Raw genomic sequence first — 13300 nt, 5'->3', positions numbered from 1 at the left:
TTGCGACGAAGCAATCCAGCTTTTCCAACGTCATTATGGATTGCTTCGCTTCGCTCGCAATGACGAAGAAGCGGCTCGCGCTTAATTCGCCGTGTTCTGCACCAGCCGCCGGTAAAACCGGATCATGTCCGCGTAGTTCGCGACGCTGAGGCGCTCGTTGGTGCCGTGAAAGCGTGTGAGGTCCTCGGCCGTCGCGCGCACCGGCGAGAAGCGGAAGATGTTGTCGGTGACATCCGCCAGATGCCGCGAGTCGGTGGCGGCGACCATCAGGCCGGGTGCAACCACGACATCGGGAAAGATCTCGCGGATCGTCGTGTTCAGCGCGCGGTAGGAGGAGCTTGCGGTCGAGGTGACCGGCGGCGGGGACGTGTTGCCCGGGCGCGGTTCGATCTCGATCCTGTCGTTGGCGGCGGCGCGCTTGACGTGATCGATCACGCTGGCCTCGGTCTCGCCGGGCAGCAGCCGGAAATTCACCGTGGCATCGACCCGTCCCGGAAGCACGTTGTCCTGATTGCCGGCGTTGAAGATCGTCAGCGCGGTCGTGGTGCGGATCATCGCGTTGGTGGACTGGGCTTTCTCAAGCTCGCGTTGCAGCAGCGGCTTCAGCAGCCACAGGTTGGACAGCACGACGCGGTTGGTCATGTTCATTTCCGGCGCGAGCGTGTCGAACATTTCGCGCGCGGTGCCGCGAATCTCCGCCGGGAATTGCTTGTCTTCGAGCCGCGCCAGCGCTGCGCTCATCATCCCGATGGCCGACTGGCGCGGCGGCATCGATGAATGGCCGGGGGCGGCATTGAGGTTCAGCGTCAGCGTGACGTAGCCTTTTTCGGCGACGCCGATCAGCGCCACCGGCTTGTCGATGCCTTTGAGGATTCCGTCGGTGATCAGCAGGCCTTCGTCGAGAATGAAGTCGAGCCTGATGCCCCGGCTCTTGAACAGCGCCGCGATCTGTTTCGCGCCGCGCTGGCCGCCAACCTCCTCGTCCTGGCCGAACACGAAATACAGCGTGCGCTTCGGCTTGAAGCCTTCTTTCGCCAATTGTTCGGCAGCCTCGAGGATCGAGAACAGGTTTCCCTTGTCGTCCCACGAGCCGCGGCCCCAGATGAAGCCGTCGCGGATCACGCCGTCGAACGGCGGCGCCAGCCAGTTGCCTTCGGTGCCGGGCGCGATCGGAACCACGTCCTGATGCGCCAGCAGCGCCGCGGGCGCGGCTTTCGGATCGGAGCCTTGCCACGTGTAGAGCAGGCCGTAATTGCCGACGACCTCACGCTTCGTGGCCGCGTGGAACGCCGGATAGTTCGCCTGCATGAAGGTGTGCAGCCCGCGAAATGCATCGGCGCCTTGTTCGGGATCGAGAAAACTGGAAACGGTCCGGAACCGGATCGCTTCCGCCAGCCGCTTCGCCACCGCGTCGATATCCACCGCGACTTGCGGTAGCGCTGCGACATGGATCTGGCGGGATTTCGTCAACAGCGCGTTGGCGACGAGCACGCCGGCGAGAATGACAACGGCCGCGATCAACAGCAGCGCGAGTTTGCGGATCAGCCGGATCATGCGGGCATTCCTTGGAGCGCGGTCAGGTTATCGCGCCGCTGCGCATCACATGCGATGTGCATGACGATGTCTGGTGGACTGTGCGGTGACAGCGCCGAAGATGACGGCGCGGAATCGGAGCGGCGGCCGGAGTTGCGAAGGTCGCGGAGACTCACGCCGTCCAGGCGAACGCGACCTTGTCGAGCGACTTGACGCCGAATCGTTCCGAGGAGCGCGCGACCATGCGTCCACCGAGGTTGCGGTAAAACTCGACCGCAGGCTCGTTGTCCGACAGCGCCCAGATCACCATGCTCTTCAGCCCGCTCTGGATCAGGTCGCGCTTGGCGGCGGTGAACAGGCGGCGGCCGAAACCGAGGCCCTGGAATTCCGGACGCAGATAAAGCTCGTAGATCTCGCCTTCGAAATGCAGGCTGCGGGCGCGGTTGCGGCCGTAGTTGGCGTAACCCGCGACCTTGTCGCCGAACGACAGCACGCTGACGCGGCTGCCTTTGCGAATCGCGCTGTCCCACCAGTTGGGGCCGCGGCGGCTGATCAGTTTCTCGAGTTCGGCCCCGGGGATGATTCCCTGATAGGCGGCGCGCCACGCTTCATCATGCGTTGCAGCAACTGCTGACGCATCGGAAGCCTTGGCCGGTCGAACTTCGATAAGGATCGTGCTCATGGTGCAATCAAAGCAACTCGCGGCCCCGCCTTCAAGGTCCATCCTTAATTATCGGTTAATATGTGCGCTTTTTGCATCAGCTGAAGAGGCCCGTTGTGCCGAAAAAGGACACGGCAAGGCCGTAAACGCTTGGCTTGGCGGCCGGCCGCGGGTCATGATCGCCGCATATGACCGGAATGGAATCACTCAAAGCGGCGGCCGTGCTTGTCACGATTGGCCTTTCGTCGATCGCGCCGGCTTCGGGTGAACAGCGGCTGGGCGCGCAGGGCGGCGAAGGGTCGCCGAACCGGCGTCAGGAATGGCTGGTGCCGACCCAGGACCAGATCACACCTTCGCGAGCGGTTCTGTTCCGGCCCGCCGGGAAGGGACCGTTCCGGCTGGCGGTGATCGCCCACGCATCGACCCAGAACCGGTTGCAGCGCGCGCAGATGCCGCAGCCCGAATATCCCGCGCTCGCGGCAGCATTGGTGGCGCGCGGTTTCGCCGTGCTGGTGCCGCAGCGGCTCGGCCACGGCAAGACAGGCGGGCCATACCTGGAAGATCAGGAAGGCTGCGACAACGCCGAGTATGCGATGTCGGCGCGCAGCACCGCGGAGGCGATCACGACGGCGATGACTTTCATGCGCGCGCAGGCTTTCGTGCGGAAAGAGGCCTCCGTGATCGTTGGGCATTCAGCGGGCGGCTGGGGCGCGCTGGCGCTGGCGGATCAAAGTCCGAAAAGCATTTCCGCGATCATCGTGTTTGCGCCGGGGCGCGGCGGGCGCGCCGGCGATCGCGCGGGCAACATCTGCGCGCCGGATAAACTGATCGCGGCGGCGACCGAGTTCGGCGAAGGCGCGCGCATTCCGGTGACATGGTTGGTGGCGGAGAACGATTCGTACTTCCCGCCGGAGTTCTCCAAAAAAATGGCCGACGCCTTCATCGAGGCTGGCGATGACAAGGTGGATTTTCTCGTGCTTCCTCCGTTCGGCAAGGAAGGCCACTGGCTCGCGGAGGCGGGGGAGGGCGCGGAGATGGAGCAGTTGCTGGCGACTGCTTCCGGGCTGACTGTTCAGGCACCGGTGGCGCAGGGAGCGAGCGCTAAGAAAAAATGATTGTTAGATTAAAAATTGGAGGTTGGTGATGGCGCTAATTCGAAGATTTGAGCGGAGTCAGATGGAGCGCAACTCCGTTCACGATGCAATCGATGCAAAGTACGCGATCTTTGAAAAGGATGGTCGAAGCTTTGTTCAGATTGACAGCTTTGGTCGCGACTCTAGGGAAATTCCAGGAAAGAAAAGTCAGACTCTTCAACTAAGTCGAGAATCCGGGCTTCAACTTATAAAGATTCTGAAGGGAGCATTTCACGTCGACTGACGGAGTGCTCCTTCCCCCACCACCTCCCCCGCAGCCCTCACCCCACTCTCCTGCGCGCCATGGGCCGTTGAGAAGAAATTCGGCGATGTCGCCTCGCCCGCGAAGAACAAACGCCCATCGACGGGGGCTGCCAGCACGGCGCGGGCGCCGGCGTGGCCGGGCAGCGCGTGAGAATACGAACCGCGCGCGAGCGGATCGTGCGCCCAGCGCGATTCGCCAAGCGGTTTGAGCTTGCGGCGAAAATCCGAACCGAGCAGCGCCACGATTTCGGAGATAGCTTGCGCGGCCAGCGCGCCGTCACCGGCGTCTTCCAGTTCACGCGCAAAACGGCCGCCGAAAAATCCCTCGATGCAGGATTGGCCGAACGGCCGCAGGTGATAGGTGCCCATCGCCGTGCGCATGGTCGCGGCGCGCAGGCTGCCGTCCTTCGGAAAATCGTTGGGCCCGTCGAGCGCCAGCATCACCTTGTCGGCGAGGCCGAGCGGCAGCCCGGCGGCCGCACTCACCTTCGCCGGCAGCGCGGGATGAAAACGGATTGTTTCATTGGCCAGAAGATTGGTCGGTGCGGTGACGATGACCTTGCCCGCTGTCAGCGTGCCGCGCGATGTCTCGATCCGGATACGCGCGCCGGAATGATCGATCAGCGTCACCTGCGTGCTCAATGAGACAGGACATGGCGCGCCGTAAGCCGCGATCAGCGCGCCATAGCCGCGCCGCACCCGCCAGTTGACCTCGGTGTCCTCGTAGGCGTCCATGTCGTAGATCGACACCTGATCGAGTTCGCAGCCGTTCACATAGGTCGAGATCGCATCGATCATCGGATTCCAGCGGTTGCCGGGCTCCAGATAATCGCTTGCGGCGCTGTCGCTGTCGTTCTCGGAAGCCTGTTCGGCGCGATCATAGAAGGCATCGAGTGCTGCGATGAATTCTGCGCGTTCACGCGCGGGAAAACCCCTGTCGTCGTTCTGCTCGCGCCATGGCGGCCGATTCCGGTCGACCTCGAAGTTCAACTGTTCCGCGATTGCAACGAACGGATTCTTGTCGGCGGAATGCAGCCAGCCGCAGCCGACGTCGAACGGAATGTCGCCCGGCAGGATGATGGTGTGGCCGCGCCCGCCGATGCGGTCGCGCGCTTCAAGCACCAGCACCGAAAGTCCCGAACTCTCGAGCGTGCGCGCGGCGGCAAGGCCGGCGGCGCCCGCGCCAATGATCGCGACATCGATGTTGGAGGGAAGGGACATGGCGGCGCTCGGCTCGTCTCAAAGGTCGCGAGCTTGCCGGAACGGCCTCGCCCTCACGGACCTATAAGACGACGATGCCCGGCACAAGGCCGGGCATGCGCGATTTATGATGCGGACGGTGTCGGCCGGTGACGGCGGAACATCCCGGCCAGCCGCTCCCATTTCGATCCGCGCGCAGGCGTGGCCTCGCCGTCGCGCTCGTTCTTGGTGAAGAACTGCGTGATCGCGACAAAGAACACCGGCACCATCAGCAGCGCCAGCACGACGACGGCGATCATGCCGCCCATCACGCTGGTGCCGAGCGCGTTCTGGCTTCTGCCGCCGGCCCCGGAAGCAATCGCCATCGGCAGCACGCCGCAGACGAATGCCAGGCCCGTCATGAGGATCGGCCGGAAGCGCAGATGGCAGGCCTCCATCGTCGCCTGCAACAATGGCGTGCCCTTGGCGCGCAGATCCTTGGCGAACTCGATGATCAGGATGGCGTCCTTCGCCGCCAGACCGATGATCGTGATCAGCGCGACCGTGAAGTAGACGTCATTGGCGAGGCCGCGTGACATCGCCGCCAGCACCGCGCCGCAGATGCCGAGCGGCACCGTCATCAGCACGGCGAGCGGAATGGTCCAGCTTTCATACAGCGCGGCCAGACACAGGAACACGATCAGCGCCGAGAGGCCGAGCAGGAACGGCGCCTGCGAGCCCGACAGCTTTTCCTGCAACGACTGGCCGGTCCATTCGAAGCCGAAGCCGCGCGGCAGCCGCGCAGTGAGTCGCTCCATCTCGGCGATGGCATCGCCGGAGGTGTAGCCGGGCTTGGCTTCGCCGGAGATACGCACCGATGGATAGTAGTTGAAGCCCACGATCTGCGTCGGGCCGACCGCCCACTTGATGGTCGCGAACGACGACAGCGGCACCAGATGGCCTTGGGCATTCTTGACGTTGTAGGCGAGAATGTCCTGCGCGTTCATGCGGCCGACGCTGTCGGCCTGCACGATCACACGCTGCATCCGGCCGCGGTTCGGGAAGTCGTTGACATAGGCCGAACCGAGATTGGTCGAGATCGTGCTGTTGATGTCGGCGAAGGTGACACCCTGCGCCGCCGCCTGTTCGCGGTCGATGATCAACTGCACCTGCGGCGCTTCGGGCAGGCCTTCGGCGTAGACGTTCTGCAGCACGGCGCTTTGTTTGGCCGCCGCCAGCAGATCGTCCTTGGCCTTCATCAGCGCGACGTAACCCTTCTGGCCGCGATCCTGAAGACGGAAGGAGAAGCCCGACGAGTTGCCGAGGTTATCGATCGGCGGCGGCTGCAAGGCCGAGACCTTGGCGTCCTTGATCGACTTCAGCGAGTTGTTGATGTCCGCGACGATGGCTGCGGCGGAATCGTTCGGCCCGCGCTCCGACCAGTCCTTCAGGGTGACGAAGGCCTGCGCGGTGTTCTGGCCTTGGCCCAAGAAGCTGAAACCGGTGAGGAACGTGACCTCGTCGATTCCCGAGCGGGTCTTGAGGAACTGCTCCACCTTTTCGACGGCGGCCTGGGTGCGGTTGAACGACGAGTCCGACGGCGTCTGCACGTCGACGGTGATGAAGCCCTGATCGTCCACCGGCAGGAAGCCGCCGGGAAGCCGGACGAACGCGAAGCCGAGACCGACCAGCAGCGCCACGTAAACCAGCATCAACCGGCCGGTGCGCTTGACCGACCAGCCGACCACGCGGCCATAGCCGGCCCGCGTGTTGTCAAGCCGGGTGTTGAACCAGCCGAACAGGCCGGTCTTCGCGTGGCCGTGCCCCGCCTTCACCGGCTTGAGCAGCGTCGCGCACAAAGCCGGCGTCAGCGACAGCGCCATCAGCGCGGAGAACGAGATCGCGGCGACCATGGTCACGGAGAACTGGCGATAGATGATGCCGACCGAGCCGGGGAAGAACGCCATCGGCACGAACACCGCGATCAGCACCAGCGTGATACCGACAATGGCGCTGGTGATCTGCGTCATGGCCTTGCGCGTGGCTTCCTTTGGCGAAAGCCCTTCCTCCGACATGATGCGTTCGACGTTTTCCACCACCACGATGGCGTCGTCGACCAGAATGCCGATTGCCAGCACCATGCCGAACATGGTCAGCATGTTGATGGAGTAGCCGAACAGATACAGCGCGGTACATGTGCCGAGCAGCGCGATCGGCACCACGATGGTGGGGATCAGCGTGTAGCGGAAATTCTGCAGGAACAGGAACATCACGATGAAGACGAGGACGATGGCCTCGATCAGCGTCTGCACCACCTTCGTGATCGAGGCTTCGACCACCGGCGTGATGTTGTACGGAATGTCGTAGGTGATGTTGGCCGGGAAATACTTCGCCAGCTCCTTCATCTTGGCTTCGACGGCGCTGGCGGTGGCGAGCGCGTTGCCGGTCGGCGACAGCAGCACGGAAAGGCCCGCGCTCGGCTTGCCGTTCAGCCGCGTGGTGAACTGATAGCCCATGCCGCCGATCTCGATGCGTCCGACGTCGCGCAGGCGAACCGTCGATCCGTCCGGATTGGCTTTCAGCACGATGGCGCCGAACTCGTCGGCGGAGGTGAGCTGGCCCTTCACCAGAATCAGCGCGGAAATCGTCTGGTCTTTCTTGCTCGGCTCCGCGCCGACGCTGCCGGACGCGACCTGTGCGTTCTGCGCGGTAATTGCCTTCGTCACGTCGTCGGCGGTGAGGTTGTAGGAGACGAGCTTGACCGGATCGATCCAGATTCGCAGCGAGCGTTCGGTCGAATACAGCGTGGCACGCCCGACGCCGGGAATGCGGCGGATTTCGCCGAGCACGTTGCGGATCATGAAGTCGCCGAGGCCGACTTCGTCGAGGCTGCCGTCGGTGGAATTCAGCGTGACGATCTGCAGCACCGCGCTGGACGCTTCCTCGACCAGGATGCCCTGCTGGATGACCGGGCGCGGCAACCGCGCCTCGACGCGCTTGATGCGGTTCTGCACTTCGACCGAGGCGAGATTCGAATCGGTGCCGGGCACGAAGTTGGCGATGATCTCGACCTGACCCAGCGAGTCGCTGGTGGATTCGAAATTGAGAATGCCGGAGGCGCCGTTCAGTTCCTCCTCGATCAGCCGCGTCGTGGAGTTGTAAAGCTCCTCCGGCGACGAGCCGGGATAGCTCGTGGAAATCGAGATCGAGGGCGGCGCGATGATCGGATACTGCGCGATCGCCAGATACGGAATCGCGATGATTCCGAGCAAACAAATAAAGAGCGCAACCACCCAAGCGAAAATCGGGCGGTCGATAAAAAAGGCGGGCATGGACGTTGCTTTCTCGAATCTGGCTCTAAGACGCTGCGTCGGACCGGCGCAGACGCGTCAGAGTTTGTTGTTTTCACTTCTCCAAATGGGAGAAGGCAGCGAGCACAGCTCGCGGTGAGGGGGATCCGATCTTCGATCCGGGTCTTCCACGCCCCTCGCACCAACCCTCTCCCGGCAGGGAGAGGGGTCTATTTCTCAAGTCGCGCTCACCGCACCTGCGACTGTTCGGCAGACGTTGCGGCCGCAGATCGCTGCAAGCCGCTGTTCCGGTCGGCGGCCTGCGCTTCGGTCCAGGCGCTGGTCTTGACGGAATCGCCAACGACGAACTTCTGGAAGCCTTCGACGACGACGCGCTGGCCGGGCTTGAGCCCGTCGGTGATGAGCCACTGGCCATCGACAAGGCCGCCGGTGCGGACCGGCTGGGCCACGATGCGGTTGTCGTCCTTCACCAGATAGACTTCGCTGGCGCCGGACGAATTGCGCTGGATCGCCTGCGGCGGCACGGTGATGGCGTCGGGATCGCGGCCCTGTTCGATCAGGACGCGCACGAACATGCCGGGCAGCAATTCGCGCTTCGGATTCTTGAACTCGCCGCGCAGCGTGACTTGTCCGGTGCCGGCGTCGACCCGGGCGTCGGAGAACAGCAGCTTGCCGTCCTGCGGATAGGTTGAGCCATCGTCGACAACCAGACGAACCTTGGCGGCGTCAGCGGAGATCTGATCGAGATCGCCGCGGTCGAAGTCGCGGCGCAGGCGGTTGAGTTCGTTCACCGACTGGGTGAAGTCGGCATAGACCGAATTCAGCTGCTGGATCGTCGCCAGCGCGTGGGTTTCGTTCTGCACCACGAGGACGCCCTCGCTGAGCAGCGCGGCGCCGATGATGCCGCTGATCGGGGCGCGGATCGTGGCATAGCCGAGGTTGAGGCGCGCGCGGGCGACATCCGCAGTGCGCGCGGCGACTTCCGCCTTGGCCTGCGCGAGGGTTGCGATGGCGACCTCGTTGGAGGCCTGCGACGCGGCGTTGCTCTTGGTCAGGGTTTCGATGCGCACGGCGTGCTGGGACGCCTGATGCAGCGCCGCCTCGGCCTTGGCGAGCGCGGCTTCAGACGCCTGCAATTCGACTTCAAACGGTTTCGGATCGATCTGGTACAGCGGATCGCCCGCCTTCACTTCGCTGCCTTGCTCGAACATGCGCTCGACGATGATGCCCGACACGCGCGGACGGACATCGGCGACCCGCAGCGGCGCGATGCGGCCGGGGAGTTCCTTGACGATCGCGCGGGGCGACGCCTTCAAGGTCACGACGCTCACTTCAGGGGGCTCGGGCGGGGCCGACGAGGCGACGCTCTGGTCGTTGCAGCCCGAGAGGAGAACGGCAGCCCCAAAAAGCAGGGCCAGTGAGGTGATCGCGTGGGGACGCGCGTGCATTTCGTATCCTTCTTATTTTCGCATAGCCGAAAATCAGAACGACCGGGACCAGCCCGCTTGCGCGCGACCCGATTCACGATCCTTGCTGATAGGTCACAGCATGAATCGTGCCGGTGTGCATTGCAACAATGCCACAGGGCGACCGGATGTCGCGTGCTTCATAAGGCTTTGTTATTAAAGAAATTAATGAGCGTTAAGATTGCTCACAATTGCGTCAACCGGAATGATGGTACCGGACTGCGGAGCAGAAAAACTGTGCAAATGCAGCAATTGCCTGCTTTCGCGGCAGCGGCCCGGTCTGGCGCGAGTCGGAGGAAAATGGTGCGAGGTCGCCCCATAAGCCCTGCGTCGGCCGCATGGTTCAATGGCCCGGCGAGGGGATTCGCCAGTCCTGTCGCCTGTTTAGCTGCCGCTGAACGAGTTGTAGCCTTGGTCTTCCCAGTAGCCGCCCTTGTAGTCGTTGGTGACCTCCATCGAGATCACGTATTTCGGGTTCTTGAACCCGAGCTTGGTCGGGACCCGGATCTTCATCGGGTAGCCATAGGCGCGCGGCAGGATCTCGTCGCCGAACTTGAAGGTCATCTGGGTCTGCGGATGCAGCGCGGTCGCCATATCCAATGGCGAGTTGTAGCCGTCCATGTCCGCGCACTGGAACCAGCAATACTTCGCCTTGGTGTCCGCGCCGATCAGTTGCAGGAAGTGACTGAGCCGCACGCCGGTCCAGCTTCCGATCGCGCTCCAGCCCTCCACGCAGATGTGGCGCGTGATCTGTTTTTCCTGCGGCAGCTTGTAAAGCTCATCCAGCGTCCAGGATTTCTTGTTCTCGACCAGGCCGCGGACTTCGAGCTTCCACGCCTTGCCGTCGACATCGGGCGCATCCTCGACCGCGTAATAGCCGTTGAACGGAAACGGCCGGGTGATCGCGCTTTCCGGAAACGTCGGCGCCAGTGCGTTGGGATTGAAGATCGCCGCCTGTACCGCATCGTTGAACTTCGAGATCTGCGTCAGCATGGATTCAGCCGAGAAGCTGTCGGTGACGTCGCAGCCGGTCAGCAGCGTCAGCGCGCCGAGGCTGGCGCCGCTCGCGATAAAGCGCCGCCGCGACAGGTCCGGCATCAGCCTGGCCGCGTCCTTGACCAGCAGTTGCTTGTCGACGCCGGGGATCAGCAGTTTGCGGATACGGCCCATAACTATCTCCCAATGATCATGGCGCGCAGGCTCTTCGGAACCAGCAGCGCCAGCGCGACATGGATCACCAGAAATCCGACGATCGCCGCCATGCAGAAGAAGTGAACGTAACGCGCCACGTCGTAGCCGCCGAACAGCGCGGTCAGCCATTGCAACTGAACCGGCTTCCAGATCGACAGTCCCGACAGCACGATCAGGATGCCGACCACGATGATGCCGGCGTACAGCAGTTTCTGAACATAGTTGTAAACGGTGAGATCGGCGTGGGAGAGCTTGCCGGTCAGCGCCGCCCTGGTGTCGTCGATCACGCCGCTTGCGGTGATCGGCAGCAGCTTCTTGCGGAAGCGCCCGGTCACAAGGCCGAGCGTGAGATACACAAGGCCGTTGACCATCAGCAGCCACATCGCCGCGAAATGCCATTGCAGCGCGCCGCCGAGCCAGCCGCCCAGCGTAATCGAACTCGAGAATTTGAAATTGAACAGCGGCGAGGCGTTGTAGATCTGCCAGCCCGACATGATCATCAGGATCGTTGCCACGGCATTGATCCAGTGCACCACACGAACCCAGCCGGGCTGAATGGTCCTGCGGGCTGTAGCGGCCGGCGTGGCCGGGGAGCGATCTGTGACGATGCTGGACATGAGCTGTTCCGTTTCCACGATGTCATCAACACCTTACGTTGGCATATTAGTCCCTGTTACGGCCCGCGCGGCAAATTTCGCTTCCGGAACAAGCGATCAAACGCCGCAAGAGTTCACGAAAAAGCGAGCCGGGTTGCCCCGACTCGCTCATCGCCTGCCACCCGCATTCAGCGGGACACAGAATGCGACTGGATTGCGATTATTTCGCTAGCCAGCTTACGACTTCGGCATCAACACGGTGTCGACAACGTGGATCACGCCGTTCGACTGGTTGACGTCGGCGATGGTGACAGCCGATTTGCCGCCCTTGGCATCGATCAGCCAAACCTTCTTGCCGTCGAGCTTCACGGTAAGAGGCTCGCCTTCGACGGTCGTAAGCTTCTTGCCATCGGTCAGGTCTGAAGCATTCATTTTACCCGCGACGACGTGATAGGTCAGGATCTTGGTCAGCGTCGCCTTGTTCTCAGGCTTCACCAGCGTGTCGACGGTGCCGGCCGGCAGCTTGCCGAACGCAGCATTGGTCGGCGCGAACACGGTGAACGGGCCCTTGCTGGAGAGGGTATCGACCAGACCGGCGGCCTTCACGGCGGCGACCAGCGTGGTGTGATCCTTGGAGTTGACGGCGTTCTCGACGATGTTCTTCGACGGATACATCGGCGCGCCGCCGACCATCACGGTCTTTTCGCCGGACATTTCGCTTTTGCCCATCTTGTCCTGGGCCTGCACAGGCGCAGTGATGGAAGCCGTCAGGGTCAGTGCGCCGAAGGCGGCGGCGGACAGAAATGCAATACGCGTTGAAGAGTGCTTGGACATTGTTCGTCTCCCGATGAATTTGAATCCCGGCAGACATCCGCCGGACATTGGCGGCGGCGCTGCCTTATGGAGGATCGACCGCGCCGCCGTTACCCGAGCTACGGGAGCCGGTTCGGGGCGTTTCAGAATATAAATTTTGAAATTTTTGAAACTTTTTGCCGACATGCGGAATCAGAACGCCGTGCTTATGCGACATCAAAGTGTGACGCGCTCCCTCTCCCCGCTTGCGGGGAGAGGGTTGGGGTGAGGGGCCATTCTGAATTTCGCCCAAAAAGCCCCTCACCCGGATCGCTTCGCAATCCGACCTCTCCCCGTAAACGGGGAGAGGTGAAAGAACGAATATCCCCCCTTACAACATCGTCGGCGTCACGAAGCTGCGGTTGTGCGTCGGTGAAATCAGGATCTCGTTGACGCAGGCGCGCGGCGGCATGTTCGCAACGAACGCGATGGTGCGGCCGAGATCTTCCGGCTGCAGCATCTTCGCCTGTTCCTCGGCGCTCGGCACCACCGGGCGCAGCTTGAGGATCGGTGTTGCGACCTCGCCGGGCGAAAGACAGCAGGCGCGCAACCCGTTCTTGAATTCATCCATGTTGAACGAATGCGTCAGCGCCAGCACCGCGTGCTTGGTGGTGGTGTAGGCCGGTCCCGTCATCTTCGAGACATGACGCCCCGCCCATGACGCGACGTTGATGATGACGCCGTCCTTCTGCGCACGCATCGCCGGCAGCACCGCACGCATGCAATACATCACGCCGCTGAGATTAATGTCGACCAGCTTGTCCCAGCCTTCGGTGGTGATGTCGTCCCAGCTGCGCTTCGGCACGTTGACGCCCGCGCTGTTGACCAGGAGATCGATGCGGCCATGTTTGGCGACGATGGCGTTCGCGACTTTCTCGGCATCCGCCGCGCTGCTGACGTCGAGCACCATGGCTTCGCACGTGCCGCCCGCCTTTGCGATGCTGGCGACGGCTTCGTCGAGCACATCCTTGCGGCGGCCCGAGATCACGACCGTCCATCCCTCCTCTGCGAGCGACTGCGCCCCCGCCAGACCGATGCCGCTTCCGCCGCCCGTGATCCAGGCCACACGTTTCTTGTTATTGCTCATGCCGGTTGTCTCCGTTGCTGCGAGTGT

The 13300-nt window shown here is 62.9% G+C and carries 10 protein-coding genes; 1 reads left to right on the top strand and 9 read right to left on the bottom strand.

Annotated elements, in window-relative coordinates:
- Positions 1-81 precede the first annotated feature (81 nt).
- Positions 82-1554 (bottom strand): M20 family peptidase, encoded by a 1473-nt coding sequence (locus tag AC1RKJ_RS12975; RefSeq protein WP_492791367.1) that lies wholly within the window; start codon positions 1552-1554, stop codon positions 82-84.
- Between the two features lie 151 nt (positions 1555-1705).
- Positions 1706-2215, bottom strand: coding sequence for a GNAT family N-acetyltransferase (locus AC1RKJ_RS12970; protein ID WP_492791366.1), 510 nt, complete (start codon positions 2213-2215; stop codon positions 1706-1708).
- 167 nt (positions 2216-2382) lie between these two features.
- Here AC1RKJ_RS12970 and AC1RKJ_RS12965 point away from each other — a divergent pair, with 167 nt between their 5' ends.
- On the top strand, positions 2383-3309 hold the full coding sequence (locus AC1RKJ_RS12965) for an alpha/beta hydrolase family protein (protein WP_492791365.1): 927 nt from the start codon (positions 2383-2385) through the stop codon (positions 3307-3309).
- A 249-nt stretch (positions 3310-3558) separates the two neighbouring features.
- Here the strand turns inward: AC1RKJ_RS12965 and AC1RKJ_RS12960 are convergent, their stop codons facing one another.
- From AC1RKJ_RS12960 to AC1RKJ_RS12930, 7 genes are all read right to left on the bottom strand, one after another.
- A complete protein-coding gene (locus AC1RKJ_RS12960; protein ID WP_492791364.1) occupies positions 3559-4812 on the bottom strand; it encodes a flavin monoamine oxidase family protein in 1254 nt (417 codons plus the stop codon).
- Positions 4813-4916: 104 nt separating this feature from the next.
- On the bottom strand, positions 4917-8102 hold the full coding sequence (locus tag AC1RKJ_RS12955; RefSeq protein ID WP_492791363.1) for a multidrug efflux RND transporter permease subunit: 3186 nt from the start codon (positions 8100-8102) through the stop codon (positions 4917-4919).
- Between the two features lie 206 nt (positions 8103-8308).
- On the bottom strand, positions 8309-9529 hold the full coding sequence (locus tag AC1RKJ_RS12950; protein ID WP_492791362.1) for an efflux RND transporter periplasmic adaptor subunit: 1221 nt from the start codon (positions 9527-9529) through the stop codon (positions 8309-8311).
- Positions 9530-9931: 402 nt separating this feature from the next.
- Entirely contained in the window at positions 9932-10717 is a 786-nt protein-coding gene (locus tag AC1RKJ_RS12945) for a molybdopterin-dependent oxidoreductase (RefSeq protein WP_492791361.1), read from the bottom strand.
- A 2-nt stretch (positions 10718-10719) separates the two neighbouring features.
- Positions 10720-11355 carry a cytochrome b/b6 domain-containing protein gene (locus AC1RKJ_RS12940; RefSeq protein ID WP_492791360.1) on the bottom strand — a complete coding sequence of 212 codons (636 nt, stop codon included), beginning with the start codon at positions 11353-11355 and terminating at the stop codon, positions 10720-10722.
- A 216-nt stretch (positions 11356-11571) separates the two neighbouring features.
- Positions 11572-12168: a fasciclin domain-containing protein gene (locus tag AC1RKJ_RS12935; RefSeq protein ID WP_492791359.1), complete on the bottom strand. Its 597-nt coding sequence runs from the start codon at positions 12166-12168 to the stop codon at positions 11572-11574.
- Between the two features lie 349 nt (positions 12169-12517).
- Positions 12518-13273 carry an SDR family oxidoreductase gene (locus tag AC1RKJ_RS12930; RefSeq protein WP_492791358.1) on the bottom strand — a complete coding sequence of 252 codons (756 nt, stop codon included), beginning with the start codon at positions 13271-13273 and terminating at the stop codon, positions 12518-12520.
- Positions 13274-13300 lie beyond the last annotated feature (27 nt).

The sequence above is a fragment of the Afipia sp. GW822-FHT04G07 genome (genome assembly GCF_058800765.1).
Note: the sequence above shows the minus strand (reverse complement) of the source record. Positions and strands in the feature narration are given on the sequence as shown.

Bases quoted from the DNA above. Each gene is read 5' to 3' on its own strand.
- AC1RKJ_RS12930 (WP_492791358.1), bottom strand. From the start codon at position 13,273: ATGAGCAATAACAAGAAACGTGTGGCCTGGATCACGGGCGGCGGAAGC.
- AC1RKJ_RS12945 (WP_492791361.1), bottom strand. From the start codon at position 10,717: ATGGGCCGTATCCGCAAACTGCTGATCCCCGGCGTCGACAAGCAACTG.
- AC1RKJ_RS12955 (WP_492791363.1), bottom strand. From the start codon at position 8,102: ATGCCCGCCTTTTTTATCGACCGCCCGATTTTCGCTTGGGTGGTTGCG.
- AC1RKJ_RS12935 (WP_492791359.1), bottom strand. From the start codon at position 12,168: ATGTCCAAGCACTCTTCAACGCGTATTGCATTTCTGTCCGCCGCCGCC.
- AC1RKJ_RS12970 (WP_492791366.1), bottom strand. From the start codon at position 2,215: ATGAGCACGATCCTTATCGAAGTTCGACCGGCCAAGGCTTCCGATGCG.
- AC1RKJ_RS12975 (WP_492791367.1), bottom strand. From the start codon at position 1,554: ATGATCCGGCTGATCCGCAAACTCGCGCTGCTGTTGATCGCGGCCGTT.
- AC1RKJ_RS12960 (WP_492791364.1), bottom strand. From the start codon at position 4,812: ATGTCCCTTCCCTCCAACATCGATGTCGCGATCATTGGCGCGGGCGCC.
- AC1RKJ_RS12940 (WP_492791360.1), bottom strand. From the start codon at position 11,355: ATGTCCAGCATCGTCACAGATCGCTCCCCGGCCACGCCGGCCGCTACA.
- AC1RKJ_RS12950 (WP_492791362.1), bottom strand. From the start codon at position 9,529: ATGCACGCGCGTCCCCACGCGATCACCTCACTGGCCCTGCTTTTTGGG.
- AC1RKJ_RS12965 (WP_492791365.1), top strand. From the start codon at position 2,383: ATGACCGGAATGGAATCACTCAAAGCGGCGGCCGTGCTTGTCACGATT.